This window comes from Cupriavidus laharis (assembly GCF_914271435.1).
GTDB lineage: Bacteria > Pseudomonadota > Gammaproteobacteria > Burkholderiales > Burkholderiaceae > Cupriavidus > Cupriavidus laharis.
On sequence record NZ_CAJZAI010000007.1, the window covers coordinates 211,927 to 238,917 of the forward strand.

Consider the following 26,991-nt stretch of genomic DNA (forward strand, 5'->3'; position numbering starts at 1 on the left):
CGTGGACGCGCTCAGATGACCTTGACCGCGGCCAGCCGGCGCATCAGCTGCTGCACGATGTCACGCTGCATGTCGCGGTAGAGCTGCTGCTCTTCGTAGTCCTTGGCCAGCGTATTGGCTTCGTTATAGGTCAGGTCGCGCGTGAGGATGAGCTGCGACGGCGGGATCAGCTCCTTGCCGGCGGCATCGCGCAGGCGGAAGCTGAAGCGCTGCGTCAGGCGGTATTCGCGCACCACGCCTTCGGTCGTGATCGACAGGATGGTCTTGGTGCGGGTGTCCTGCAGCACGTCGAGCAGCGCGTCGGCCTCTTTCTGGTCGGCCACGACCGTGGTGTCGGAACCGCCGCGGATCGCGCGGCGCAGGTCCGAACCCATCAGCGTATTGGGCGGAATTCCGATATAGAGCCGCTTGAACGCGAAATCGGCATTGCCGCGCATGTGGAAGCCGCAGCCCGCCAGCAGGCCCGTGGCCAGCATCGCGGCGAGCAGCTTGCGGCGGCCCTTGTCCAGTCGATCCATTCTCGGCGATTCCTTCATCCGCTTGTCGGTTTCCGATGCCTGCGCTTACAGCACTACGTTGACCAGGCGGCCGGGCACGACCACGATCTTCTTCGGCGCCTTGCCCTCGGCAAACTTGGCCACGGTCTCGCTGGCGGCAGCGGCGGCCTCGATGGCCGCGCGGTCGGCGTCGGCCGGCACGGTGATGCTGCCGCGCACCTTGCCGTTGACCTGCAGCACCAGCTCGATCTCGCTGCGCACCAGCGCGCCTTCGTCCACCTGCGGCCACGGGGCGTCAAGCAGGTCGCCGTATTGCGCGGCGTAGCCCAGCGCATCCCACAGGCCGTGCGTGATGTGCGGCACCACCGGGTACAGCACGCGCAGGAGGATACCGAAGCATTCGCGGCGGGCGGCCGGCGAGGCGTTCTTGGCGTCTTCGAGCGCGTTCAGCATCTTCATCGTGGCGGACACCACGGTGTTGTACTGGATGCGCTGATAGTCGTAGTTGGCCTGCTTGAGCACGCCATGGATCTCTCGGCGCAGGTCCGCATCGCCCGCGGTCGGCGCGGCGCCGGCACCGTCGCGCACGGCGGCAGCATTGGCAAAGCCATAGTTCCACACACGGCGCAGGAAGCGCGACGCGCCTTCCACGCCCGATCCGCTCCACTCGAGCTGCTGCTCCGGCGGCGCGGCGAACATCACGAACAGGCGCGCGGTGTCGGCGCCGTACTGGTCGATCAGCGCCTGCGGGTCAATGCCGTTGTTCTTCGACTTCGACATCTTCTCGACGCCACCGATCACCACCGGCTGGCCGTCGGCCTTCAGCGTGGCGCCCAGCGGGCGGCCGCGCTCGTCGGTCTGCACATCCACGTCGGCCGGGCTGTACCAGTGCTTCTTGCCCGAGGCGTCCTCGCGGTAGAAGGTCTCGTTCAGCACCATGCCCTGCGTGAGCAGGTTGGTGAACGGCTCGTCGAACTTGACCAGGCCCAGGTCGCGCATGACCTTGGTCCAGAACCGTGCATACAGCAGGTGCAGGATCGCGTGCTCGATGCCGCCGATATACTGGTCCATCGGCATCCAGTAGTCGTTGCGTGCATCGACCATGGTGGCCGCGTCCGGGCAGGTATAGCGCATGTAGTACCAGCACGAATCGATGAAGGTATCCATCGTGTCGGTCTCGCGGCGCGCCGGCTTGCCGCAGGACGGGCACGTGCACTGCAGGAAGCGCGGGTCCTTGTTCAGCGGGTTGCCGGTGCCGTCCGGTACCAGGTCTTCCGGCAGCACCACCGGCAGGTCCTGCTCGGGCACCGGCACCACGCCGCAATTCTCGCAGTGGATCAGCGGGATCGGCGTGCCCCAGTAGCGCTGGCGCGAAATGCCCCAGTCACGCAGGCGCCAGGTGATCTTCTTCTCGCCCAGGCCCATGGCGCCCAGGTCGGCGGCGATCGCTTCCACCGCAGCCTGATAGCCGAGGCCGTTGTACTTGCCGCTCTCGATGCAGACGCCGTTTTCCTTGTCGCCGTACCACTCCTGCCACGCTTCGGTCGAGTATGGCTGGCCCTTGACGTCAATGACCTGCCTGATCGGCAGCTTGTACTTGTTGGCGAAGGCAAAGTCGCGCTCGTCGTGCGCGGGCACGCCCATGACGGCGCCGTCGCCGTAGCTCATCAGCACGTAGTTGCCGACCCACACGTCGACCTTCTCGCCGGTGAGCGGGTGCGTGACCTGCAGGCCGGTCGGCATGCCCTTCTTCTCCATGGTCGCCATATCGGCTTCCATGACCGAGCCGTGCTTGCATTCGTCGATGAAGGCAGCGAGTTCGGGGTTGTTCGCGGCGGCATGCGTGGCCAGCGGGTGCTCGGCAGCTACCGCACAGAAGGTCACGCCCATGATGGTGTCGGCGCGCGTGGTGAATACGTACAGCTTGCCGTCATGGATCAGCTTGCCGTCATCGCCCTGGATGTCGTGCGTGAACGCAAAGCGCACGCCCACGCTCTTGCCGATCCAGTTCTGCTGCATGATCTTGACGCGCTCGGGCCAGCCGAGGCCGTCCAGGTCGCCCAGCAGCTCCTCTGCGTAGTCGGTGATACGCAGGTAGTACATCGGGATCTCGCGCTTCTCGACGATGGCGCCCGAGCGCCAGCCGCGGCCGTCGATGACCTGCTCGTTGGCCAGCACGGTCTGGTCGACCGGGTCCCAGTTGACGGTGCCGGTCTTGCGGTAAGCGATGCCCTTCTCGAGCATCTTCAGGAACAGCCACTGGTTCCAGCGGTAGTAGTCCGGGCTGCAGGTGGCGACTTCGCGAGACCAGTCGATCGCCAGGCCCATCGACTGCATCTGCTTCTTCATGTAAGCGATGTTGTCGTAGGTCCAGGCGGCCGGTGCCACGCCGTTGTTGAGCGCCGCGTTCTCCGCCGGCATGCCGAAGGCGTCCCACCCCATCGGCATCAGCACGTTGTTGCCGTTCATGCGCAGATAGCGCGCCATCACGTCGTTGATGGTGTAGTTGCGCACGTGTCCCATGTGCAGCTTGCCCGACGGATACGGCAGCATCGAGCAGGCGTAGAACTTGGGCTTTTCCTTGCCGTCGGGGCCGGTGGCGTGCTCCGGCACGCGGTAGGCGTCGACTGCCTGCCAGTGCTGCTGAGCGGCTTGTTCAACGGCGGAAGGAAGATATTTGTCTTGCATGGTCGGGACAACGTTCAGGACAACGGTCTGCGCGGCGTCTGGCATGCCCGCATCCGGGGGACAGGAATGCAGACGGCGGGCGCCCGCTTGCGCGGCGCCCGCCTGTCGTGCAATGCGAAAGAAGCTGATTATAACCGCGCGGCAATGCCATCACGGGCGTGCCGGGCGGCGCTTACTTCAAGCCCAGCACATCCTGCATGTCGAACAGGCCGTTCGGCTTGTCGGCCAGGAAACGGGCGGCACGCACGGCGCCATCCGCGTACGACTGGCGACTTGACGACTTGTGGCTGATCTCGATGCGCTCGCCGATGCCGGCAAACATCACGGTGTGGTCGCCGACAATGTCGCCGCCACGCACGGTGGCAAAGCCGATGGAACTGGGGTCGCGCTCGCCCGTATGGCCTTCGCGCGCATAGACCGCACAGGTCTTCAGGTCACGGCCGAGCGCCTGTGCCACCACTTCGCCCATCTTCAGCGCCGTGCCCGACGGGGCATCGACCTTGTGGCGGTGGTGGGCTTCGATGATCTCGATATCGTAGCCGGAAGAAAGCAGCTTGGCCGCCACTTCCAGCAGCTTGAAGGTGGCGTTGACGCCGACGCTCATATTGGCGGCGAAAACGATGCCGATCGACTTGGCAGCCTCGGCCAGCGCGGCTTTGCCGGCGTCGTCGAAACCTGTGGTGCCGATCACCATCTTCACGCCCAGGCGCCGGGCCACGGCCAGGTGCGCCAGCGTGCCCTCGGGGCGGGTGAAGTCGATCAGGCAGTCGGCGCCGGCCAGGCCAGCCTCCAGGTCAGCGGTGATCGCAACGCCAGTGTTGCGGCCCAGCAGCAGGCCGGCATCCTGGCCCAGCGCGGGCGAGCCCGGCACGTCAAGCGCCCCCGACAGTGCGACGCCTTCGGTGGCTAGAACGTGTTCGATCAGCATACGGCCCATGCGGCCGGATGCGCCAGCAATGGCGATGTTCATGGTGTTTTACCTGGCGATATCGGAAAACGGCCGGTCGCGAAGCGCCGGCCGGGAATCAGGATAGCGGCCGGCTTCGGCCGCTGCGGCACGCCTGGGCGCGCTTCAGTTCGACTGCGCAGTGGATTCAGGCTGGGTGCCGGCAGCCGGCGTGGCGGCCGACGTTGCCGGAGCCGCTTCAGCCTGCGCAGCCGATGCGGCCGGAACGTCTTGCGGCGCAGCGGGTGCCGCCGCAGGCGCCGGCGCTGCGGCCTGGCTGCCCGGAGTGCCGCCAACGCCCGGTCTCTGGTCCTTCAGCGCCTTCTTCATGCCGTCGATTTCGGCAATCAGCTCATATTCGGACGGCAACTCGTCGCCGCCAAACTTCACCAGCTTGTCGCCGTCAAAGTAAACAGTGAAGCGTCGCTGCTGGACAACCGCCGCATTGCCACGCCGGAACGAGAACACGTAGTCCCAGCGGTCGGCATGGAAAACGTCCGTGAGCAGCGGCGTGCCCAGCAGGAACTTCACCTGGTCGCGGGTCATGCCCTCGTGCAGTTGCGAAGCCGCCTCACGCGAGACGAAGTTGCCCTGCACGATATTGATCCGGTACGGCGTGATGGCGTTTGCGACCTTGCGCGAGGTGGCATCGTAGGTCGAGCAGGCACCGGCAAGAAGCGCCGCGGCCAGCAGGGAAAACACCAGCGTCGGACGCATGGCAGACGAACGGAATGAACGCATGTATCTCGCTTCCAGAGGGAAAGGAAAGTGCCGACAGGGACATTTCCGCCGCGCGGCGGCTGTCTGGGCTGCGACGGCATCCGGCGGGCTGAAGCCGCCTTCGCTGGCCCTGGCACCGGGCGACTTTTGTCGCCAAAACCCTTATGATTCAACTATCCAGACATTGTACTCTAGGGAGTCACGCCCATGCCGAGTCCGGCAGAACTCAAGAATATCGGCCTGAAGGCGACCGTGCCCCGGCTGAAAATCCTTGAGATTTTTCAGACCAGTGAACAGCGCCACCTGAGCGCCGAAGACGTCTACCGAATCCTGCTCAACGAGCATATGGATATCGGGCTGGCGACCGTTTACCGCGTGCTGACACAGTTCGAGCAGGCCGGCCTGCTTTCGCGCAACAACTTCGAATCCGGCAAGGCCATCTTCGAGCTCAACGAAGGCAAGCACCACGACCACCTGGTATGCCTCGATTGCGGCCGCGTGGAAGAGTTTTTCGATGGCGAGATCGAGCAACGCCAGCAGAGCATCGCGCGCGAACGCGGCTTCGCGCTGCAGGAACACGCATTGTCGCTGTACGGCAACTGCACCAAGACTGACTGTCCCCACAGACCAAAACGATAAGCCGGCCGCCGCCTGTGCGCGGCGGAACGGAAGCAAGAAAAAACCGGCGCCTCAACGCCGGTCTTTTTATGAGGCCTCGTGCGGCTCCCGGTCAGGGCGTCTCGACGTCCTGTTCGGCGACCATGCGCAGCGGCCTCGTCGCCGGCATGCCGACAAATTCGCCGACGACCTGGCGGAACAAGCCGCGCGCCCACACGAGCATCGGATGCGTGTTGCGGCTACGGTGCCAGAACATGTTCAGGCCCACCGTGGTGTTCAGCTCGGCAGGCAGCGGGAACGCCTTGAGGCCGTAGGTTTCGCAGGCCATATCCTTGGTCAGTGCATTGACCGTGAAGATCATGTCGGTCTGCGCGGCCAGTTCGGCCTGCGCGCGCCACGAATGCACGGTCAGCGTGGCGTTGCGCTTCAGCCCGCGCTGCTGCAGCGCGTAGTCCAGCGGAATCAGCGACGGCGCCGGCCGGCCTGCGCCGCCCGAGTGCGCCATGAAGATATGGCCGCAATCCAGATACTGCTCCAGCGTGCACTGGTTCTTGAGCACCGGGTGGTTCTTGCGCGCGCACACCCACAGGCTCAGCGACGTGACCATCTCCTCGACGATTTCCGGATGCCGCGTCGGGAACGGGGAAAACGCCAGGTCGAGCTCATTGGCGCGCATCGATGCCACGTCGCTTTCCCAGGAATGGGATTCGACCAGCTTGATATGCAGCTCGGGCGCCAGCTGCTTGATGCGCAGCACGAAGCGGTTGAACACCGTGTCGCCGAGTTCGGCGGCAAAGCCGACACTCAGCGTGCCCGTAGCCACGGCCGGATCGAAGTTGTCCGCATCGCCTTCATTGATCGACGACCACAGGTCCAGCATGTCTCGGATCTTGGGGCCCAGTTCAAGCGCGCGCGGCGTGGGCGTGAGCCCGTGCGGCACGCGGATGAAAAGCGGATCGTCGAAGATCTCGCGCAGCCGGCCCAGCGAATGCGACACGGCCGGGGCCGTCATGTGCATTTTCTCCGCGACATAGGTCGCGTTCCGCTTGCTCAGCAGTTCGGTGAAAATCACAAGAAGCTTGGTGTCTACATTCACCATGATCAGGCTCTGTTCCGATTTATTCTCATCATAGATGGCCCCGCGACTTGCACCGGCTGCACATCAGATATCAACGGCTCGTTATTAGTGTAAGTGGAAAAAACGACAGCGGAAAGCCCATTCAGCATTTCGCTCCCGGCAATGGTCGGCATTTTCGCGATCATATGAGGAAATTCCGCCCCATTTCGTAGAGATTCCGCCTTTTGCGGTGGGCCAGCAAGCACACCAAGGTCGGCGTATAGTCGGGTTTCTCCGGATCCAAGTCATGCGTCCATGTCATCGCATCGCCTTCCGGACGGCGCCGCCGCGGATGCGCGGCCGCTTGCCGCACGACGCGCCGACTGAGACGCGCGTAAAGAAAAACGCGCCCGAAGGCGCGTTTTTCGTGACAGGCTGGCTGGATTACTTGGCCACCACGCGTGCCATTTCCAGGCACTTGTTCGAGTAGCCCCACTCGTTGTCGTACCAGCTCACGACCTTGATGAAGGTGCCGTCCAGCGCGATGCCGGCTTCAGCGTCGAAGATCGAGGTGCGTGCGTCGCCGCGGAAGTCCGTGGCCACGACCTTATCTTCGGTGTAGCCCAGCACGCCCTTCAGCGCGCCTTGGCTCTGGGCCTTCATCTCGGCACAGATTTCTTCGTACGAGGCGGACTTTTCCAGTTCGACGGTCAGGTCGACCACGGACACGTCCGAGGTCGGCACGCGGAACGACATGCCGGTCAGCTTCTTGTTCAGCTGCGGGATCACCACGCCAACGGCCTTGGCAGCGCCGGTCGACGACGGGATGATGTTTTCCAGGATGCCGCGGCCGCCGCGCCAGTCCTTGTTGGACGGGCCGTCAACGGTCTTCTGCGTGGCAGTGGCAGCGTGAACGGTGGTCATCAGGCCGCGCTTGATGCCCCACTTGTCGTTCAGCACCTTGGCCACCGGAGCCAGGCAGTTCGTGGTGCAGCTGGCGTTCGAAATGATCGCTTCGCCCTTGTACGTGTCATGGTTCACGCCGTACACGAACATCGGGGTGTCGTCCTTGGACGGGGCCGACATGATCACCTTCTTGGCGCCTGCGTCGATGTGCTTCTGTGCGCCTTCCTTGGTCAGGAAGATGCCGGTCGACTCGACCACCACGTCGGCGCCGACTTCACCCCACTTCAGCTCGGCCGGGTCCTTGACGGCGGTCAGGCGGATCTTCTTGCCGTTGACGACCAGCGTGTTGCCGTCGACCGACACTTCACCGTCGAAGCGGCCATGCACCGAGTCGTACTTCAGCATGTACGCGAGGTAGTCGGGCTCGAGCAGGTCGTTGATGGCAACGACTTCGATGTCCTTGAAGTTTGCGACGGCGGCGCGGAACACCATGCGCCCGATGCGGCCGAAGCCGTTGATGCCGATCTTGATGGTCATGTCTATCTCCTGTGATGCCTGATGCTAGAAAACTGGGGCGCCGGGGTTGTCCGCCGCGAATCTTATTGCAGCGTGTCCTTGACGGTCCGGACGACGTTTTCGACAGTGAAGCCGAAGTGCTTGAACAGCACGCCCGCCGGGGCCGATTCGCCGTAGGTGTCGATGCCCACAACAGCCTGGACCTGGTATTTCCACCAGAAATCCGTCACACCGGCTTCCACCGCCACGCGCGGCACACCGGCCGGCAGCACGCTGGCCTTGTAGGCGGCGTCCTGCTTGTCGAACACGCTCGTCGACGGGATCGACACAACACGCACGTGCACGCCTTCGGCTGCGAGCTGGTCTGCGGCGCCGACTGCCAGGCCGACTTCGGAGCCGGTGGCCAGGATCGCTGCATCCGGACGGCCGGTCTTCGGGTTCGTGCCATCGCGCAGCACATAGCCGCCGCGCGCGATATTGGCGCGGGTGGCGTCGTCACGCTGCTGGAATGGCAGGTTCTGGCGGCTGAAGATCAGGCAGCTCGGGCCGTTCTCGCGGCGCACGGCCTGGGCCCAGGCCACGGCGGTTTCGGTGGTGTCGGCGGTACGCCAGACGTCCATGTTCGGAATCAGGCGCAGGCTGGACACATGCTCGATCGACTGGTGGGTCGGGCCGTCCTCTCCCAGGCCGATCGAGTCGTGCGTGAACACGAACAGCGAGCGGATCTTCATCAGCGCCGCCATGCGCAGCGCATTGCGGCTGTAGTCCGAGAACGTCAGGAACGTGGCGCCATAAGGAATGTAGCCACCATGCAGCGCGATGCCGTTCATGATGGCGCTCATGCCAAACTCGCGCACGCCATAGTTGATGTGGTTGCCCCAGGCATCGACACGCACCGGCTGGCTGCCCGACCAGTTGGTCAGGTTCGAGCCGGTCAGGTCGGCCGAGCCACCCAGGAACTCAGGCAGCACCGGGCCAAAAGCTTCGATGGTGTTCTGGCTGGCCTTGCGGGTGGCAATGGTCTCGGCCTTTTCCTCGCACTTGGCGATGAAAGCGTCGACGGCTGCATCAAAGCTGGCCGGCAGCTCGCCGCGCATGCGGCGCTGGAATTCACCGGCTTCGTACGGGTGGCGATCGGCGTAGCCTTCGAACAGCGCGTTCCAGGCCTTTTCGAGGGCCAGGCCGTTGGCCTTGGCGTCCCAGGCGTCGTAGACCTCGGCCGGCACTTCGAACGGGGCATGGACCCAGCCCAGCGCCTCGCGCGTGGCCAGCACTTCGGCGCCGCCCAGCGGGGCGCCATGCACGTCGTGGCCGCCTTCCTTGTTCGGCGCGCCCTTGCCGATCTTGGTACGGCAGCAGATCAGGGTCGGCTTGTCGCTGGCCTTGGCCTGCGCGATAGCAAGGTCGACGGCGGTTACGTCGTGGCCGTCGATGCCGCGGATCACGTTCCAGCCGTAGGCTTCAAAGCGCTTCGGGGTATCGTCGTTGAACCAGTGCACCACGTCGCCGTCGATCGAGATGCCGTTGTCGTCCCACAGCGCAATCAGCTTGTTGAGCTTCAGCGTGCCGGCCAGCGAGCAGGCCTCGTGGCTGATGCCTTCCATCAGGCAGCCATCGCCGAGGAAGACATAGGTGTAGTGGTTGACGATGTCGAAGCCGGGGCGGTTGAACTCCTCGCCCAGCAGGCGTTCGGCCAGCGCCATGCCGACAGCGTTGGTAATGCCCTGGCCCAGCGGGCCGGTGGTCGTTTCCACACCGGGAGTGATGCCGTATTCGGGATGGCCGGCGGTCTTGCTGTGGAGCTGGCGGAAGTTCTTCAGCTCTTCGATCGGCAGCTCATAGCCGGTCAGGTGCAGCAGCGCGTAGATCAGCATCGAGCCGTGGCCGTTCGACAGCACGAAGCGGTCGCGATCCGCCCACTTCGGGTTGGCCGGGTTGTGCTTCAGGTGCCGGCCCCAGAGTGCCACCGCGATATCGGCCATGCCCATCGGCGCGCCAGGGTGGCCGGAGTTGGCTTGCTGGACGGCATCCATGGCAAGCACGCGAATGGCATCGGCCATCAGCTTGGCAGGCTGGGAAGCAAAGGGACTTGTGGCAGGATGAGCAAGGGCGGACATGCGGGCGTAATGGCGCTGGGCCTGGCGGCAGGAAAACCGCAATTTTAGCAGATGTAAGAGGCAAAACCGGGCGTGGCGGTGCCGGCAAACGGACCGGGCATGGGTCGATAATCGCACGAACCGTTGCACGGAATCGACTGCATATTGCCGTTGCCGCACTTCGGCGTGCTAGGGCGCGGACTTCGACAGCGCCGTCCCGCACGCGTAAGATGCACACTCGCACCGCGCTCCTTCGGGCAGCGCGAGGTTTCCCCGACAGGAGACGATCATGACGAGACCGGCCAATACCCCGAGGCTCACCCCCTACCTGACCGTCAGCAACGCGCGCGCCGCTCTCGACTTCTACCAGCGCGCCTTCGGCTTCGCGGCCGGCAATGTCGTCGATGAAAACGGCGTGCCGACCCATGCCGAAATGTCCTACCAGGGCGAACTCATCGTAATGTTCGCGCCCGAGGGCGCCTGGGGCAGCACGGCACGCACGCCGCGCTCGCTTGGCGTGGAGTGCCCGCAAACCTTCTACGTGTACTGCGACGACGTCGACGCCATGCATGCGCAGGCCGTGGCTGCGGGTGCCGTCAGCCTGATGGAGCCGGCCGACCAGTTCTGGGGCGACCGCTATTGCATGGTGGAAGACCCCGATGGCTACCGCTGGGGCTTCGCCAGCCCCGTGGCCGGCGGCCAGGAAGGCAAGGCCAGCTGATGCCACCGCGTTTTTTTGTCGGCAACACCGGTGCAGCACTTGCCGCCGGCACCGATCTCGAGCTTCCGGAAGCCGTGCTCCGCCACGCGCATGTGCTGCGCCTGGCGCCCGGCGACGCCATCACCCTGTTCGACGGCCGTGGCGGCAGCCACGATGCCACGCTGCTGGAGCTGGGCAAGCGCCATGCGCTGGCGCGCGTGGGCGAGCACGACACGACGGAAACCGAACCGCCGTTCCGCATCACGCTCGCACAAGGCCTGGCCGGCGGCGACAAGATGGACTGGCTGATCGAAAAGGCGGTCGAGCTGGGCGTGGCGGCCATCCAGCCGCTGCAGGCTGCCCGCTCCGTCGTGCGGCTGAGCGGCGAGCGCGCGCAGAAGCGGCAAGCCCACTGGCAGGCGCTCGTCGAGGCCGCCTGCGAGCAATGCGGGCGCAATCGCTTGCCGGCGGTCGCGCCGGTAGCTAACTTGGATACATGGCTGCGTGCCAAGGGCGAAGGCGCCCGGCTGCTAGTGTCGCCGCGCGCCGACCAGTCGCTGCCTGCCTACGCCGCGGCGCACAGGGAAGCGCTGCTGGCCGGCAGTGTCACGCTGCTGATCGGACCGGAAGGCGGCCTGGCGCCCGAAGAAGAAGACGCGGCGCTGCATGCCGGCTTCACCGCCGTGTCACTCGGCCCGCGCATCCTGCGCACTGAAACCGCCGGGCTGGCCTGCCTGGCAACCCTGAACGCCTTGCTTGGCGGATTCTGATGGCGGCACACGCCATCCTTTATAAAAGGAGTCGACCATGGGACTACTCGATAGCGTGCTGGGCGGGGTGCTCGGGCAACTTGGCGGCACACGGCAGGGCGAAGGCGAAAGTGCGGGTGGCCTCGACCCGAAGCTGATGATGGCGCTCGGGCTGCTGGCCATGATGGCGATGCGCCACAAGGGCGGCGCATCGGAAGACACGGCGCAGGCCAGCCAGGATGACGGACTTGGCGGGCTGGGCAGCCTGGGAAGCTTGCTCGGCGGACTGACCGGTGGTGGGGGCGGAGCCAGCGGCGGGCTGGACCTGGGGTCGCTGCTCGGCGGCCTGCTTGGCGGCCAGGGTGGTGCTCCGGCCAACAGCCAGGCGCTCGGTGCCGCGACCGGCGGCATCGGCGCGCTGCGCGACGTGCTGGCGCAGGCCGGCCTGGGCGAACAGGTCGATTCGTGGATTGGCGCGGGCAGCAACCAGCCGGTCACGCCCTCGGCCCTGAGCGGTGCGCTTGGCGACACGGGCGCCCTCGCCTCGCTGGCCAGCTCCACAGGCATGTCGCAGGAAGACGTGGCAGCCCAGCTCAGCGAAGGCCTGCCCGAACTGATCGACCGCCTGACTCCGCACGGCCACCTGCCATCGCAGTCCTGAACGGTCCGCAGCCAGGCCCGTTAAAGCCAAAGCCCGCGACGTCGGCGACGATCGCGGGCTTTGTTTTTCACTGCCGGGACATTCGATCCCGGAAAATGATCAGTAATCAGGCAAACGAATAGAACACGCGGAACTGGACCTTGCGCTCGGCCCAGAATTCGGCCGCGTCGCGGAACACGTCCAGCAGCACCTCGCGCGCTTCCTTGTCGAACTTCTGCGCGATCGGCAGGCCTTCCAGCACGATCACGAAACCGGGCTGCTGGCCGGCCTTGTGGATCATGTCGGTCAGGCAGTCCGCCAGCGCGTCGAAGTTCTTGCCGAAATGCTTGGGGAACGTGAACGAGGTGGCAATCGTTTCCAGGATCTCCGCCTTGCTCGCGCAATGGGCGCAGTTCGCATACAGGAAATGCTGGCCAAGTTCGGCCGCCGCCTGGGCAAGGTCAGGTACGCGGAATGCGCGGATCGACTGGACGATGTTCGGGCGCACCGACTTGAACAGGTTCATGGCTCCCTCGGCCCCGTCGGCCCAGCTCGCGACGGCCGGCACGGTGGCCGGGGCGGCGGGCGGAAGTCTGTGCGTGAGCTCTTGGCGCGGCATCATCAGCACGTTGTCGTAAAGGTTCTGGGCCTGATGCTGCGCCCGCTGCCAGCCATCTCCGGCGCCGCGCTCCTCGCGGGCGGCAAGGGCGTCGCCCAATCCGAAAATGTCAGTCATCATTTGGTTATCCGTTTGAAGCTGTTGTAGTGGTCTTCTGTGTAGTAGCAATCGTTCGCCGCGCGCTGGTCGCCGCCGCAAACGATCCGCTTTGCTCCCCGGTTCCGGCTGCTCCGGCTCTTGACCGTATATTCACGGTAATAACCGCGTTGTTGTTGAGGGAGGATGCGTTCGTAATTGCCGAACCGCGAGCCGTCCTTGTCATAGGGAAACGGGCCGCCGGCCTCGATACGCTCCAGCGTCTGCCGCGCTTCATTGGGCAACTGCTGCGCCGCAATGGTTCCCGCCAGTCCCTCGGGCTGCTCCCGGGCCAGCGAAGGCTGCACGAGCGCCAACGCCAGGATCGCGCTCGACAGAACCCGCGCCACCATGCGCCGGGCACGCACGGACTGCTGCTGCATCAAGTGAATCTGGGAACCCACGTTGGTCTGTCTTGGTTGAACCGGAAATCGAGCCTGCCGCCTGTTGGGTAGACAAGTTGTCCGGGCCACCCTGGCCGGCTTGTATGCTGCCGACCGCACCGGAGCGCCCGTGGCGAGCGCCTGTATCAAAGGCGTAAGGGTACGCGCATGCAAGCAATTAATCAATCCCGGGCCAGCGCCAACGCAAATTCCTCAATTGTTTCAACATGTTAATAGGATGTGTGCGCATACTAACTGTTGGTAGCAACACACAAAAAAAGCCGGGCACGCCCGGCTTTTCCGCCACGTTAAGCCGTGTCCCAGCTTAACGCTTGGCCGCTGCGTCCACCACGACCAGCGAGGTCATGTTGACGATGCGGCGTACCGTCGCGGACGGCGTCAGGATGTGGACCGGCGCCTTCACGCCAAGCAGGATCGGCCCGATCGCAACATTGTTGCCCGCCGCCACCTTCAGCAGGTTGTACGAGATGTTGGCCGCATCGATGTTCGGGCAGACCAGCAGGTTGGCCTCGCCCTTGAGCGAGCCGTCCGGCACCAGGCTGTCACGCAGCTTCTGATCGAGCGCGCTGTCGCCGTGCATCTCGCCGTCAATCTCGAGTTCCGGCGCACGTTCGCGCAGGATAGCAAGCGTATCGCGCATCTTGCGTGCCGAAGGGGCTTCGGACGAGCCGAAGTTCGAGTGCGACAGCAGTGCCACCTTGGGCTCGATGCCGAAGCGCTTGAGCTCTTCGGCGGCCATCAGCGTGATCTCGGCCAGTTCGTCGGCGGTCGGATCCACGTTCACGTGGGTGTCCACCAGGAAGATCTGGCGGCCCGGCAACACCAGGCCGTTCATGGCCGCGTAGACCTTGTTGGTGCCGCCCAGCACCTGGTCGATATAGCGCAGGTGCGCCGCGGTGTTGCTGACCGTGCCGCAGATCATGCCGTCGGCCTCGCCCTTCTTGACCAGCATGGCGCCGATCAGCGTGGTGCGGCGGCGCAGTTCGAGCTTGGCGTACTGCGGCGTGACGCCTTCGCGCGCCATCATCCGGTAGTAGGCATCGGAGTAATCGCGGAAGCGGTCGTCGTGCTCGGGGTTGACCACGGTGAAGTCCACGCCCGGGCGCAGGCGCAGGCCGAAGCGCTCGATGCGGTGCTGCAGCACTGCCGGACGGCCGATCAGGATCGGGTTGGCCAGCTTTTCATCGACGATCACCTGCACGGCGCGCAGCACGCGCTCTTCCTCTCCCTCGGGGAAGACGATGCGCTTCTTCGCCATCTCGACCTTGCGGGCAGCGGCGTAGATCGGCTTCATCAGCGTGCCCGAGTGGTACACGAACTGCTGGAGCTGCAGGCGGTAGGCGTCCATGTCCTCGATCGGACGCGAGGCCACCCCGGACTTCATGGCGGCTTCCGCGACGGCCGGCGCCACCCACACGATCAGGCGCGGGTCGAACGGCTTCGGGATCAGGTATTCCGGGCCGAACGACAGGTCCTGGATACCATAGGCACTGGCCACGATATCGCTCTGCTCCTGGCGCGCCAGCTCGGCGATCGCGTTGGCGGCGGCAATCTCCATCTCGCGGGTGATGGTGGTCGCGCCGCAGTCGAGCGCCCCGCGGAAGATGAACGGGAAGCACAGGACGTTGTTGACCTGGTTCGGGTAGTCGGTACGGCCGGTGGCCATGATGGCGTCCGGGCGGACTTCCTTGACCAGCTCGGGCGCGATTTCCGGGTTCGGGTTCGCCAGGGCCAGCACCAGCGGCCTGTCGCCCATGCGCTGGACCATGTCCTGCTTGAGCACGCCGGCAGCGGACAGGCCGAGGAAGATGTCGGCGCCGTCGATCACCTCGCCCAGCTTGCGCTTGTCGGTCTTCTGGCAGAAGCGGGCCTTTTCCGGGTCCATCAACTCGGTGCGGCCTTCGTAGACCACACCGGCCAGGTCCGTCACCCAGATGTTCTCGATGGGCAGGCCCAGGTCGACCAGCAGGTCCAGGCAGGCCAGCGCGGCAGCACCGGCGCCCGAGGCCACCAGCTTGACGCTCTTGATGTCCTTGTTGACGACCTTCAAACCGTTGATGACCGCGGCGGCCACCACGATGGCGGTGCCGTGCTGGTCATCGTGGAAGACCGGGATCTTCATCTTGTCGCGCAGCGTGCGCTCCACGTAGAAGCATTCGGGCGCCTTGATATCTTCAAGGTTGATGCCCCCGAAGGTAGGTTCCAGCGCGGCAATGACCTGCACCAGCTTTTCGGGGTCTTTTTCGTCGATTTCGATGTCAAAGACGTCGATGCCGGCGAACTTCTTGAACAGACCGGCCTTGCCTTCCATGACCGGCTTGGACGCCGCGGCGCCAATGTCGCCCAGGCCCAGTACGGCGGTGCCATTGGTGATCACGGCCACCAGGTTGCCGCGAGCGGTGTAGCGGAAGGAATTGGCCGGGTCGGCGACGATCTCCTCGCAGGCGGCGGCGACGCCGGGCGAATAGGCGAGGGCCAGGTCGCGCTGGTTGGACAGCGGCTTGGTCGGCGTGACGGAGATCTTCCCAGGGGTCGGAAACTCGTGGTACTCGAGCGCCGCTTTACGCAGCGCCTCACGCTGCTGCTGTTTCAGATCGTCTTGGGACGGGGACTGCTGAGGGCTGGTCATCGGCGCATATTCCAATCGGTGGAGCCGTCATTTGACATGGCTTCGGATGATCGGCGGACCGGCTCCACGTGCCCACCCATCTCTTCCTCTGGACCCAGCATTTTATATTGTGAAATACTATTTCACAATAAGCGTGTTACGGGGACCAGCATTGTGTTTCGGTACAATATGCCCCAAGCCGCAGGCCTTGAACAGCAAGCAACAGTCAATGCTGCCACCCGCTGCGGTATCTTGCCGAGCCTCAGGCACGGCACCATGGTTGTCCCGTTCCGCCATTTTTGCGCCGGCGCCGCCCTGGCCCGGTTTGCCCCATGTCCACGATCCGCCGCGCGCAGCTCTCCGAATTCGACCTGATTCGCCGCTTCTTTACCCGGCCGGTACGCAAGGCCGTGCTTGGCGTGGGCGACGATTGCGCGCTGATCGATCCGCGGCCTGGCCATCACCTGGCCATCAGCACCGATATGCTGGTCAGCGGCCGCCATTTCTTTGCCGATGTCCCGCCCCGCGCGCTCGGCCACAAGGCGTTGGCAGTCAACCTGTCCGACCTGGCGGCCATGGGCGCCGAGCCGCGCGCGTTCACGCTTGCGCTCGCGCTGCCCGAGGCCGACCCCGCCTGGCTGGAAGAAATGGCCGAAGGTATGCTGGCACTGGCCGACGCGCACGGCTGCGAGCTGATCGGCGGCGACACCACGCGCGGGCCGCTCACGCTCAGCCTGACCGTATTCGGCGACGTCCCACCGCGCGCCGTGCTGCGACGCGATGCCGCACGTCCCGGCGACGATATCTGGGTGTCGGGCACGCTCGGCGACGCACGCCTAGCGCTCGGCGACTTCCGCGGCGAATGGCTGCTGCCCGAGCCAAAATTCAGCCGCGTGCGCCCGCGCATGGAAATGCCCACGCCGCGCGTGGCGCTCGGCATGGCCCTGCGCGGCGTGGCGCATGCCGCACTGGACATCTCCGACGGGCTGATCGGCGACCTGGGCCACATCCTCACGCGCTCGCAGGTGGGCGCGCTGCTCGATGTCGATGCGCTGCCGCGCTCGGCCGTGCTCGCCAGCCAGCCCGACGCCCTGCAGCGCGAATGCACGCTGGCGGGCGGCGACGACTACGAACTCTGCTTTACCGCGCCGATCGGCAACCGTGAAGCCATTGCCGCCATCGCGGACCGCCTAGAGCTGCCGCTGACCCGGGTCGGCGCGATCACGCCCGAGCCCGGCCTGCGGCTGGTCGACGGCGGCGGCGACCCGGTGACCTATGCCGGCGCGAGCTTCGACCATTTCGCCTCGCCCTGACAAGCGGCGCGCGGGCGTGTCATGATGCCGGCATTCGCAACGCCGGCATGCCCGGGAGGGAACCCGGGAAACTGGCAGGCCGGGCGCTGCGGACATAAAACATAAGCACACGAGCCAATTCCTGATGTCGACCTCTCCTCCCGCGGCCGCGCCGCGCGACCCCGCCATGACCCTCGAAGCCGGGCAGACTGTCAAGGTCAGCCGGCCCACGGCCCGCTTCATGCTGGCGCACCCCGCGCACCTGATCGCGTTCGGCTTCGGCTCCGGCCTGTCGCCGGTCAGTCCGGGCACCGTGGGCACTCTCTACGGTTGGCTGTCTTTTGTCGTCGTCTCGCTGTGGATCGAGCCGACGACCTGGCTATGGATCATCGGCGCCGGCTTCCTGATCGGGCTGTGGGCCTGCGCGCGCACGGCACGCGACATGGGCGTGGACGACCACGGCAGCATGGTCTGGGACGAGATCATCGCGTTCTGGCTGGTGCTGACCTTTGTCACGCCCACCGGCCTCTGGGGCCAGTTCGCCGCCTTCCTGTGGTTCCGGCTGTTCGATATCGCCAAGCCGGCGCCGATCGCGTATTACGACCGCACGCTGAAAGGCCCGGGGCTGCGCGGCGCGTTCGGCGTGATGTTCGACGACATCTTCGCCGCGTTCTACACCTTGCTGGTGTTCGCGCTGTGGCGCTCATTCTGACGCCTTCGCCTCGCATTCACTTGGCTTCACCGGCCAAATTCATCCAATCGCCAGCCAATTTTCATCTATGTCCATCAGCCGCTTGCTTGATCAATTGGCCATCCAGGCCGGCGTAGCCCTCGCCGAAAAATCGCTGATGCTGGCCACGGCCGAGTCCTGTACCGGCGGGCTGGTGGCGGCGGCCATCACCGATGTATCCGGCTCGTCCGGATGGTTCGAGCGCGGCTTTGTCACCTACTCGAATGAGGCCAAGAGCACGATGCTCGGCTTGCCCTCCAAGCTGATCCGCGACCACGGCGCCGTCAGCGAGGAAGTCGCAAAGGCGATGGCGGAAGGCGCGCTGCTCAACAGCCGCGCGCAGGTGTCGCTGTCGATCACGGGCGTGGCCGGGCCCAATGGCGGCACGCCCGAGAAGCCGGTCGGCATGGTCTGTTTCGGCTGGAGCAACCGTATCACCACCCGCACCGAAACCCAGCGCTTCAAGGGCGACCGCGCGCAGATCCGCCGGCAGGCGGCCGAGCACGCCATGCGCGGGCTGCTGGAACTGGTACGCAACGAGGCCTGAAATGGCAAAGGCCGCGCCCGGTCGGGCACGGCCTTTGTCGTGATGCTGTCCGCCCGGGCGGCGCAGCTTACCCGTGACGGTAGCGGTTGATGGCATCCCGCGTCTGCATCGCCACATTCCGCGCCGCAACCGCAAAATCCTTCTCGCCGCTGGCATAGAGAATGGCACGCGAGGAGTTGATCATCATCCCGGTGCCGTCAGCGGTACGGCCAGCCTTCACCGTCGCCTCGATATCCCCGCCCTGCGCGCCAATGCCCGGAATCAGCAGCGGCATATCGCCAACGATCTGCCGCACGCGCGCGATCTCGTTCGGGAACGTGGCGCCAACCACCAGGCCCATCTGGCCGGTGGTGTTCCAGCGCTCCTTCGCGGCTTCCGCCACCAGCTGGTAAAGCGGCTTGCCGTCCACCTGCAGGAACTGCACGTCCGACCCGCCGGGGTTGGACGTCCGGCACAACACGATCACGCCGCGGTCCGGATAGGCCAGGTATGGCTGCATCGAATCGAAGCCCATATAGGGGCTCACGGTCACCGCATCGGCTTTATAGCGCTCGAACGCCTCGATCGCGTAGTGCTCGGCGGTAGAACCGATGTCGCCGCGCTTGGCGTCCAGGATCACCGGAATGCCCGGGTGCGCGTCATGGATATAGTGAATCAGCTGCTCGAGCTGGTCTTCGGCGCGCTGCGAATGGAAGTAGGCAATCTGCGGCTTGAACGCGCAGACCAGGTCGGCGGTGGCATCGACGATCTCGCGGCAGAAGGAAAAAATGGCACCGCCGGCCCCGGTCAGGGACAGCGGCAGCTTCTGCGGATCAGGATCGAGTCCGACGCAGAGTAGGGAATCGTTGCGCTGCCAGGCGGCAGACAGCTGCTCGATGAAGGTCATGGGTTGCTCGATATCCTGGTGGCTCCGGCGCCGCCGGCGCGTGGCGGGCGACCCGGTCGCTGCGGGCTGGGGCGGATGCGCCCCTCCTGTATCGCAGCATATGTCGTTTCCGGCAATTTTACCCGCTGCGTGCTATCGTTTCGCGCTCAAAGTCAAAACAAAGAGCGGCGTAGCGCACAGCCGCCACCCACGACATGTCTCTCGATCGACGCGGCCTCGTCCTGCTGGTCATCCTCACCATTGCCTGGGGCATCAACTGGCCCATCATGAAGATCGGCGTGGCGCACTTCCCGGCCATGGGCTTCCGGCTGCTCTGCATGGCCGGCGGCGTCGCGGCACTTGGCCTGGCGCTGCGCGTACGCGGTGAATCGCTGCGGGTACCGCGCGCGCAATGGGCTGCCATCGTCAAGCTGGCCATCCCAAATATGGTGTTCTGGCACCTGCTGGCGATCTGCGCGGTCAAGATGCTGTCGTCGGGGCGCGCGGCGATCCTCGGCTACACCATGCCGATCTGGGCCGTGGTGTGGGGCCTGGTGCTGTACCGCGACCGCATTGGCGTATCGGCCTGGGTCGGCATCGGCTGCGCGCTGGCCGGCACCGTCCTGCTGCTGTCCGGGGAAATCCGTGCGCTGACCGGCAGTCCGGCCGGCACCCTGCTCATGCTCGCGGCGGCGGCCGGCTGGGGCTTCGGCACCCAGCTGATGAAGCGCACGCAGATCGACATTCCCATCGGCACGCTCACGTTCTGGATGCTGGCCGTCACCCTGCCCTTCCTTGCGGCCGGCACGCTGCTGCTCGAGACCGGCTGGCGCATGCCGAATGCCGCCGAATGGGGTGCCATCGCCTACAACGCCGTGGTGGTGTTCGCCTACTGCCACCTGGTCTGGTTCTCGCTCGCGCGCAACCTGCCGCCGGTGGTGTCGAGCCTGTCGGTCATGTTCATTCCCGTGATCGGCGTGTTCTCGGGTATGTGGATGCTTGGCGAGCAGCCGCACTGGCAGGACTACACAGCCATCGTGCTGATGTTCGCGGCACTGTCCTCGGTGATGCTCGTGCCTCTGTTGCGGCGACGCCTGCGGGCCAGCGCGGCGCGTGGAGATTTCACTTAACAAGCCCCCCTGCGTTGGGCTACACTCGCGGCCATCACAATCCCGGAGAAACTACGTGGGCAGTAGCATCGGGTGTTCGAGTTGCCGCGATAACGCCGTTTACGCAGCTTCGTCGGATGCCATGTCACTGCGGGCTGCGTAGACGAACCGCCGGAGCCGCCACGCGCTCCCGCCTCGTCGCATCGCCCGCAGAAATCCATGCGGGCGAGTGTTTTTCCGTATCGCCAACGGCCGCCGGAGCGCGTGCCGTGCCATTGCGGATCTTCCCTCTCCCGGCTTGCCAGCCACCCCAGGCAAACGCCATCGCCTTGCGCCCACCGGCCCGCCGCCGCATGCGCAGCGCGATCACGCTTGCCCGTGATTCCGCACTGAACCGGTCCGGACCACCCTGGGATGCGGCGAGCCCGCCTGCGCTGGTCTTCGCGCTTGTCTTTGTTTTTCGTCGCAATCAGCATTAGCAATAAGGAATCCCGGGGATGATCAACCTGTTCGTCCTGCAGAAAGGCCGGCTTGCCCAGGAGCAGGTCGACGAGCGCAACGAGCTGCTGCAGCACAAGCCGATCTGGATCGACGTCGTCAGCCCCGACGACGAGGAACTCGCCTGGATCAAGGAAGCGTACGGCGTGGCCCTGCCGGAACTGGAAGACCTGGGCGACCTGGAAGCGTCCGCGCGTTATTTTGAAGGCGAGGACGAGAACATCCACATCCGCACCGACTTCCTGCTCGACGAGGAAGAGGCTTCACGCAACGTGCGCGTGGCATTCGTGCTCACGCGCGACGTGCTGTTTTCCATCCACGACGAAGACCTGCCCGTGTTCCGCCTGGTGCGGCTGCGCGCGCGCATGCGCCCGGGCTCGGTGCGCAACGCCAAGGACGTGCTGATGGACCTGTATGCCACCGACGCGGAATACTCGGCCGACTCCATCGAGGAAATCTACGAACGCCTGGAAGAAGCGAGCCGCCGCGTGCTGGCCGAGAACGTGACCGATGCCGCCGCCGCCGACGTGCTGGAAACCATCGCGCGCGAGGAGGATTTGAACGGCCGCATCCGCCGCAACGTCATGGATACGCGCCGCGCGGTGTCCTTCCTGATGCGCAGCCAGCTGCTGTCGGCCGAGCAGCAGGACGAAGCCCGCCAGATCCTGCGCGACATCGACTCGATCGAAAACCACACCGCGTTCCTGTTCGACAAGATCAACTTCCTGATGGACGCGACCGTCGGTTTCATCAACATCAACCAGAACAAGATCATCAAGCTGTTCTCGGTGGTGTCGGTGGCGCTGATGCCGCCCACGCTGATCGCAAGCATCTACGGCATGAACTTCAAGATCATGCCGGAACTGGACTGGGCCGCGGGGTATCCGTGGGCGATTGCGTTGATGGCGGTGTCGGCGGCGATTCCGTTGGTGTATTTCCGGCGCAAGGGGTGGTTGAGTTGAGAGGCTGAGTCAAGCCTGCCGCCGGCATTCTCCCTCCCACTGGCCAGCCTTCACCGGCTCCCCTTGTGCGTGTCACGATTGGCCGGGGAAGGTGCGGCATCAGCCGCGGTGCTCGCCTTGCCGGTCATGAAGACGCGCTGCGGTACGTTGAGACCCTGCAAGGTCAGCATATCCAGCGCCCCCGGCCCTGCCTCGCTGCGGAGCAGGAAGCGGATTTCGGGGGCTTTGGCTGCGTCTGATCCGTCAGCCGAGGCACCGGTATCGGGCACTGCACGCCATCCGATCTGGTAGGTGGCGCCATCGACCTGCTCGATGTGCGCACGCGCCAGCATGCGCAGGAGCCCGAAGCGCCCACCAAACTCATAGCTTTTGTTCGTCATGGCCGTTTCAGATTGCCACTGGAGGCGAGCGCCTGGATCTTGCAGGTTGCTGGCGGGCCAGGTCATCCGTTGCCACGTTTCCCGCTGGTTGTAATAGTGCAGCCTCTGATCGTCGATGATCAGCACGGTATCGGTCAGACCAGGGGTAGGAACCGGCTTGAGTTCGAAACGGTATTGCGGCTCGCCCTGCGCCATCATTCGGCTGCCAATGCGTTGCACAATGTTTATGAACTTGAGGAACTCCGGATCAAACCTGACGTCTCGCGCGGCAGCCGTTGGCACCCATTGATCGCCCTGCAACTCCAGCATGCCGGCAAGCTGCGTTGACAGAAACATTTGGATTCGGCCACCTTGCGGGCGCGCAAACTGCGCAAACTCGGGCAACGATGCATCGTTGGGGGTATCGGTGAATGGATAGCGCCCGGCGAAGAGCTGATTCCAGACCACCAGAATGGAGCGCTGCCAGCCCTCATTGAGGCTTGCCTGCGCGGGCAGCACGATGGTCTGCATCGCCTGGGTGATGGGCCGCACGAACAGGGTTTCGCCCATCCCCGCCCATTCCGTGCCGAGGCTGGCTGCCATCAGTTGCGCATAGGCCTGGGTGTCGGCCAGCTCCGAGCCCTTGCCCTGGAACAGCGCCTGAGCCATCTGGCGCGCCTGTGCGTCAGCGTCGGGACTGGCATTGACCTGTTGCAGGCGCAACCGCAGCGCGGTGGCCCGGTCGAGGAAGCGTTGCAGGCTCAGGTCGCTGTTGGCTGTGCCTTGACTGGACAGGCCCACAAGACGGAGCACCGGCCCAAAGGCGGCATCAAGCGGGCCTGTGGGTTCTGGCTTGGCGGTTTGCGGTGCCTCGCCCTTGTTGCTGAAGATATCCTTCGCCTTGGTCACCAGTGCGTCCGACAGCGATGCCTTCTGCCTGCCCGCGCCGCCTTGGTATTCCAGTGACTTCATCAGTGCGATCACGGGCGACTGGCGTGCATCGGCCAACAGCTTGAGCTGGCCGATTGCCGCGGGCAGCGCAGGAGCCGGCTCCCACTGCAGCGCGTTCATGAAGTCCTGCCAGTGCTCGGCATAATCGGCAAAGTACTGCTGCGTGAGCGCCGCGCGCAGTTCGTCAGCGGACAGGCGCGGCTCGCTGCCGCTGGCGTGGCCATCGACCAGTACCCAGTCGGTACTCACGTCGCGACGCTTCACGGCCTCCTCGATGGCATCCGCGATGTAACCCTCGTAAGCCTGGCGGGTGAATACCCCGGGCACGATGGCCGATGCATGCAGCAGGCCATGCGTGTCTGTGCCCACGGTCAGCGACGCCAGGGTCTGGTCCGAATATTTACTGCCCACGCCGTCGAGGATCTGCTGGTACACCGTGTCCTGCGCGTTGCGTGCGCCGATCACCGCCAGCAGCGTCTGGCGCGCACCAGCGACGAGTTCGGGTCGGGCGTCGATCTTCCAGTCGGGGTTCGCCTTCAGGTGTTCCGCGTAGAACCGGAACAGGCGCTCGGAGAGGTCCTGCTTCTCGCCGGGCGCGATGCGGGCCTCTGTAGACCATTGGCTTGCCAGCTGCGAAGCCAGGAAGCCGGGGGCCGTCCGGTCCGGATTGGACAACATCAGGTAGGCCTTGAGGCCATCGCGACCGCCCATGGCCCATTTGCTGGTCTGGTCATCGAGCGAAGTGGTCTGCAGTTGGCCGAGATCGACGAGCGAAGCCTCCAGGTTCTGCTGCACGGGCGTGATCAGGAGTTGCCGGGCGGCTTGCGTATAAGGCTTCCACAGTGCGGCCAGCACTTCCGGGTCGCGGTTCAGGCCGAAACGGGTCAGCCATGGCGCGTGGTATTGCGTACGGTATTCGAAGCGCTCGATCTCCTGTTGCAGGGCCATCAGCGCCCGCAGGCGCGCGGCGGCGTTGGGCGCCGACTGGATACCACTGACGGCTTGCCTTGCGGCGCTTACGTCCCGCGTGTTGTTCCAGCCGGAAAGCAGCATACCGGACGTCCAGAACGCGATGGCACACAGTATCAGCCCTGTCCCCCACGTAATCGGGTGCCCAGCGGTCCTGCGACCCCTGTGAAGCCGCGCCGAATCGCCCAGATACTGCCAGAGCGGCAGATCGGCATTGGCATCCTCCGCGGTGTCGGTGGTCGCAATCGCACCAGGGGCAAACACGACCCCGCGCACCGGATACCGCCGACCCAGCAACCCGGCTATCCACTCCGCCAACACCGGGCTGCGGCTGTCCAGGTGATGGGAAAGCTCTCCGAGGTGACGCTTGGGGGCATCCTTGGTCAGTGATGCGATGTAACGGAACGACAGATCGCTACGCAGGACCTGCAGGGCCGTCTCGACGGTCGATGCATCACCATGAGATGGCACGTCACAAGCCACAACCGGAATCATGGCGGACGGTGCCGGTTTCGTTGGCACCGCATCGAGAATGTAGATCGGCGCCGACCATCGCAAGGCCTCGGTGATGCGGGTCAGGCCAAGCGCAATACTGTGTGTACCGAGGCGATCCTTGGGCAGTGTCGCTTCACCATCCGTCACGACCACGATGGCGTCGATCGGGCGCGAGCGGCGCAGTTTGTACAGTTGTTTGAGCCAGGCGGTATCCGGTTGATGATTCGGCCCGTTCGTGGACCGGAGCAAAATGGCATCGACGGTCAGCAGCCATCCGGATGTGGCGAGCCCGGGCAGCAGGCGGACAATAGCGCTGTCGTCTCCGGTAATCAGCAACCACGGCTGCCGATACCGCCAACGCCAGCCGTAATGCGTACGCAGGGCTTCGCGCAGTGCGCGGAACTGTTCCTGGGGAGGAATCTGACCGGTCTGAGCGGCATTCTTTTGGCGATCAGAGGCAGTCTCTTTCCGGAATTGCTCTGCCACGAATCTGGCCGCCTTCAGATTGGACATCCACAGGATGATGGCTTGCATCGGCTTGAGGAACACCAGTCCGAGCAGGAATCCCACCAACAGCCCCAGCTCAATGATGGTCAGCCACTCGATCGACCAACCCTGCGCAGGCCGCAGAGCCCATGCGCTGACAGCCAACGTTACGTAGACGAAAAACAGGGCAATCCCAAGAAAGACACCTGCCGACGCTATTGGCTTGTTGTCACTCATACTTGCTTCTTGCATACCAGGGCAATCACGTTGTGATCGTGCTGGGAAAGCACGATCTGAGGAGATGGATCGCGCGATGCGTGGGCGATGGCGAGTGCGGTGGTCAGCCATGCACCGGCGCCAGCGCAATTCCCGACGGATGCGCCAACATCAATCCACAGCGCCGGCTGGTACTCAGGCAAGGACTTGACCTCGCGGACCAGTTCTTCGCTCGGCAGGTGGCACCAGATCGTCCTGACTCGCGCCGCTTCGGTCTGTCCCCATCGTGTGGCGAGACTTACGGCCTTGGCCGCAGCATCGGGTATTTCAACGGCGGGCCGATGCAACGCCAGACCCGGCGATGAAAAAGGCGCACAGGAGCTCCCCGGGTGCCCCAACAGCAGGGCGACACCGACTTCGGCTTCGCCGTCCACCAGGCGCTGACTAATGGCACGGCGCAGCTGAATGGCGATGAGCAGTTGCGCATCACTGTTCGTCATCGTGTCGTGCCATGTGTCCACCTCGGAAAGCGGTAGATCGTCCGCGCTCGATGTCGTAGTGATCCGCAGCGCCGGCACCCTGGCCTGGAGACGCGTCTCCAAATCCTTGCATACGTCGTCCAAGTCCAGCATGGATTGAAGGCTCAAGTGAACTTGCAGGGAACAGCCCGCGGGCAATGCGTCCAAGCCCGGCGCCATATCCTCGATCAATTCGGCGAGCAGCCATTCACTTATCACAAGATGACGCTGGTGCTCCCCCAACGCGTTGCCTGGATAGAACGGCTTGCCTGGTATCTCCAGCCAGCGGGCGCGAACATCGCTGTCCGGCTCTGCCCCACTTGGCCGGAGACCTAGTTGTGTGGCGCCACTGACGATGTCTGTGACATCGTTGGCGTCCTTATCACCGGCAAAGCGCCACGCATGCCCCAGCACGGCAAGCGGTACGCTGGCCTCGTCGTGACATTGGGATTCGATCTCGTCGCTGGCCAGGTTGTCGGCTCGCGCAGTATCGCACCGCATGTGGCCGTAGCCCAGCGAAAGGGCGAGGAAGAACGCCCAGAGCGCACAGGGATAAACGAGGCAACAGAGCCAGAACAAAGGCACGTTGGTCGGCCTGCCAGGCGGCCACATGACGATTGTGAGTGCAATGGCCGCGCCCAGGAAAACAGCGAGTAATGCTGACCAGAAGAGCACCGACGGATGTGGCGGTGCCGGCACTGTCACCCGAGGAGGTACCCGGCAGAAATCAACTGGCATCTATCGCACCGTCGCGTCGCTGGTGCGGGCAATTAGGACGCTTCCGCACTGGGTGACGTCGCCGTCCCGAACCAGCGGCACGCCAGCGTCCGTCATCCTAGAGCTTCCCGATACGATCGGGTTGTCGCCGTGAATCGGGCAAGAAACGAGATCACCGGCGCGGGCCGCACGCCGGCCATTCACCTTGATTCGGCCGGAGCCCGTCAGAATCTTCCCGCCGTGGGTCGTGACGTCACCTTCATCTGCGAAGTTAGTCATATGGCTAGAGACATCCCATTTAGCTTCATCTTTTTCGATCCAACACCGCGTCATGCGGGGCATAAAAATCACCGCTAAGCGGATCGACTGTAATCTCCC

The 26,991-nt window shown here is 64.7% G+C and carries 23 protein-coding genes; 9 read left to right on the top strand and 14 right to left on the bottom strand.

The genetic code is table 11. The features are described 5' to 3' along the window. Positions 1 to 11 precede the first annotated feature (11 nt). The 4 genes from LDO29_RS16235 to LDO29_RS16250 all read right to left on the bottom strand — a co-directional run bounded on the left by LDO29_RS16235 (position 12) and on the right by LDO29_RS16250 (position 4,872). A complete protein-coding gene (locus tag LDO29_RS16235) occupies positions 12 to 518 on the bottom strand; it encodes an LPS-assembly lipoprotein LptE (RefSeq protein WP_224080812.1) in 507 nt (168 codons plus the stop codon). A gap of 45 nt (positions 519 to 563) precedes the next feature. Then, the gene (leuS, locus tag LDO29_RS16240) at positions 564 to 3,185 is read right to left on the bottom strand and encodes a leucine--tRNA ligase (RefSeq protein WP_224080897.1); all 2,622 of its coding nucleotides are present in this window, start codon (positions 3,183 to 3,185) and stop codon (positions 564 to 566) included. 172 nt (positions 3,186 to 3,357) lie between these two features. Further along, on the bottom strand, positions 3,358 to 4,155 hold the full coding sequence (gene dapB / locus LDO29_RS16245; RefSeq protein WP_224080813.1) for a 4-hydroxy-tetrahydrodipicolinate reductase: 798 nt from the start codon (positions 4,153 to 4,155) through the stop codon (positions 3,358 to 3,360). 102 nt (positions 4,156 to 4,257) lie between these two features. Then, a complete protein-coding gene (locus tag LDO29_RS16250; RefSeq protein WP_224080814.1) occupies positions 4,258 to 4,872 on the bottom strand; it encodes an outer membrane protein assembly factor BamE in 615 nt (204 codons plus the stop codon). 186 nt (positions 4,873 to 5,058) lie between these two features. On the opposite strand from LDO29_RS16250, the gene fur reads away from it, so the two are divergent. Beyond that, entirely contained in the window at positions 5,059 to 5,490 is a 432-nt protein-coding gene (fur, locus tag LDO29_RS16255; protein WP_011298983.1) for a ferric iron uptake transcriptional regulator, read from the top strand. Positions 5,491 to 5,581: 91 nt separating this feature from the next. On the opposite strand, the gene LDO29_RS16260 is transcribed toward fur, so the two are convergent. From LDO29_RS16260 to tkt, 3 genes are all read right to left on the bottom strand, one after another. Next, positions 5,582 to 6,568, bottom strand: coding sequence for a LysR family transcriptional regulator (locus tag LDO29_RS16260; protein WP_224080815.1), 987 nt, complete (start codon positions 6,566 to 6,568; stop codon positions 5,582 to 5,584). A gap of 402 nt (positions 6,569 to 6,970) precedes the next feature. Further along, complete coding sequence (gene gap, locus LDO29_RS16265) at positions 6,971 to 7,969, bottom strand: type I glyceraldehyde-3-phosphate dehydrogenase (protein WP_224080816.1); 999 nt, start codon at positions 7,967 to 7,969, stop codon at positions 6,971 to 6,973. A gap of 62 nt (positions 7,970 to 8,031) precedes the next feature. After that, the gene (tkt, locus tag LDO29_RS16270) at positions 8,032 to 10,065 is read right to left on the bottom strand and encodes a transketolase (protein ID WP_224080817.1); all 2,034 of its coding nucleotides are present in this window, start codon (positions 10,063 to 10,065) and stop codon (positions 8,032 to 8,034) included. 268 nt (positions 10,066 to 10,333) lie between these two features. Here tkt and LDO29_RS16275 point away from each other — a divergent pair, with 268 nt between their 5' ends. The 3 genes from LDO29_RS16275 to LDO29_RS16285 are packed head-to-tail and all read left to right on the top strand — an operon-like array spanning position 10,334 to position 12,154. Beyond that, a complete protein-coding gene (locus tag LDO29_RS16275; RefSeq protein ID WP_224080818.1) occupies positions 10,334 to 10,765 on the top strand; it encodes a VOC family protein in 432 nt (143 codons plus the stop codon). Further along, a complete protein-coding gene (locus LDO29_RS16280; protein ID WP_224080819.1) occupies positions 10,765 to 11,514 on the top strand; it encodes a 16S rRNA (uracil(1498)-N(3))-methyltransferase in 750 nt (249 codons plus the stop codon). The genes LDO29_RS16275 and LDO29_RS16280 overlap by 1 nt, the downstream gene beginning before the upstream one ends. Before the next feature lie 37 nt (positions 11,515 to 11,551). Continuing rightward, positions 11,552 to 12,154, top strand: a complete 603-nt coding sequence (locus LDO29_RS16285) for a YidB family protein (RefSeq protein WP_224080820.1) — start codon at positions 11,552 to 11,554, stop codon at positions 12,152 to 12,154. Positions 12,155 to 12,260: 106 nt separating this feature from the next. Here the strand turns inward: LDO29_RS16285 and LDO29_RS16290 are convergent, their stop codons facing one another. From LDO29_RS16290 to LDO29_RS16300, 3 genes are all read right to left on the bottom strand, one after another. Further along, the gene (locus LDO29_RS16290) at positions 12,261 to 12,872 is read right to left on the bottom strand and encodes a barstar family protein (protein WP_224080821.1); all 612 of its coding nucleotides are present in this window, start codon (positions 12,870 to 12,872) and stop codon (positions 12,261 to 12,263) included. Continuing rightward, on the bottom strand, positions 12,869 to 13,270 hold the full coding sequence (locus tag LDO29_RS16295) for a ribonuclease domain-containing protein (RefSeq protein ID WP_396022676.1): 402 nt from the start codon (positions 13,268 to 13,270) through the stop codon (positions 12,869 to 12,871). Before LDO29_RS16295 ends, LDO29_RS16290 begins: the two co-directional genes overlap by 4 nt. Positions 13,271 to 13,595: 325 nt before the next feature. Then, positions 13,596 to 15,920 carry an NADP-dependent malic enzyme gene (locus LDO29_RS16300; protein ID WP_224080822.1) on the bottom strand — a complete coding sequence of 775 codons (2,325 nt, stop codon included), beginning with the start codon at positions 15,918 to 15,920 and terminating at the stop codon, positions 13,596 to 13,598. A 311-nt stretch (positions 15,921 to 16,231) separates the two neighbouring features. On the opposite strand from LDO29_RS16300, the gene thiL reads away from it, so the two are divergent. The 3 genes from thiL (at position 16,232) to LDO29_RS16315 (ending at position 18,468) form a co-directional block, all read left to right on the top strand. Beyond that, the gene (gene thiL / locus LDO29_RS16305; RefSeq protein ID WP_224080823.1) at positions 16,232 to 17,212 is read left to right on the top strand and encodes a thiamine-phosphate kinase; all 981 of its coding nucleotides are present in this window, start codon (positions 16,232 to 16,234) and stop codon (positions 17,210 to 17,212) included. 124 nt (positions 17,213 to 17,336) lie between these two features. After that, on the top strand, positions 17,337 to 17,903 hold the full coding sequence (locus tag LDO29_RS16310; RefSeq protein ID WP_224080824.1) for a phosphatidylglycerophosphatase A family protein: 567 nt from the start codon (positions 17,337 to 17,339) through the stop codon (positions 17,901 to 17,903). Between the two features lie 67 nt (positions 17,904 to 17,970). Next, complete coding sequence (locus LDO29_RS16315; protein ID WP_224080825.1) at positions 17,971 to 18,468, top strand: CinA family protein; 498 nt, start codon at positions 17,971 to 17,973, stop codon at positions 18,466 to 18,468. A 67-nt stretch (positions 18,469 to 18,535) separates the two neighbouring features. Here the strand turns inward: LDO29_RS16315 and pyrF are convergent, their stop codons facing one another. Further along, entirely contained in the window at positions 18,536 to 19,354 is an 819-nt protein-coding gene (gene pyrF / locus LDO29_RS16320; protein WP_224080826.1) for an orotidine-5'-phosphate decarboxylase, read from the bottom strand. Positions 19,355 to 19,548: 194 nt separating this feature from the next. Between pyrF and LDO29_RS16325 the strand changes: the two genes are divergently transcribed. Beyond that, entirely contained in the window at positions 19,549 to 20,463 is a 915-nt protein-coding gene (locus tag LDO29_RS16325) for a DMT family transporter (RefSeq protein WP_224080827.1), read from the top strand. Between the two features lie 476 nt (positions 20,464 to 20,939). Beyond that, entirely contained in the window at positions 20,940 to 21,902 is a 963-nt protein-coding gene (gene corA / locus LDO29_RS16330) for a magnesium/cobalt transporter CorA (RefSeq protein ID WP_224080828.1), read from the top strand. A gap of 50 nt (positions 21,903 to 21,952) precedes the next feature. Here corA and LDO29_RS16335 read toward each other — a convergent pair whose 3' ends face one another. From LDO29_RS16335 to LDO29_RS16345, 3 genes are read right to left on the bottom strand one after another with little or no spacing between them, the layout of a single operon-like run. Then, positions 21,953 to 25,399 carry an ImcF-related family protein gene (locus tag LDO29_RS16335; protein WP_224080829.1) on the bottom strand — a complete coding sequence of 1,149 codons (3,447 nt, stop codon included), beginning with the start codon at positions 25,397 to 25,399 and terminating at the stop codon, positions 21,953 to 21,955. After that, a complete protein-coding gene (locus LDO29_RS16340) occupies positions 25,396 to 26,634 on the bottom strand; it encodes a hypothetical protein (RefSeq protein ID WP_224080830.1) in 1,239 nt (412 codons plus the stop codon). Before LDO29_RS16340 ends, LDO29_RS16335 begins: the two co-directional genes overlap by 4 nt. Then, positions 26,635 to 26,955 carry a PAAR domain-containing protein gene (locus tag LDO29_RS16345; RefSeq protein WP_318035505.1) on the bottom strand — a complete coding sequence of 107 codons (321 nt, stop codon included), beginning with the start codon at positions 26,953 to 26,955 and terminating at the stop codon, positions 26,635 to 26,637. Positions 26,956 to 26,991 lie beyond the last annotated feature (36 nt).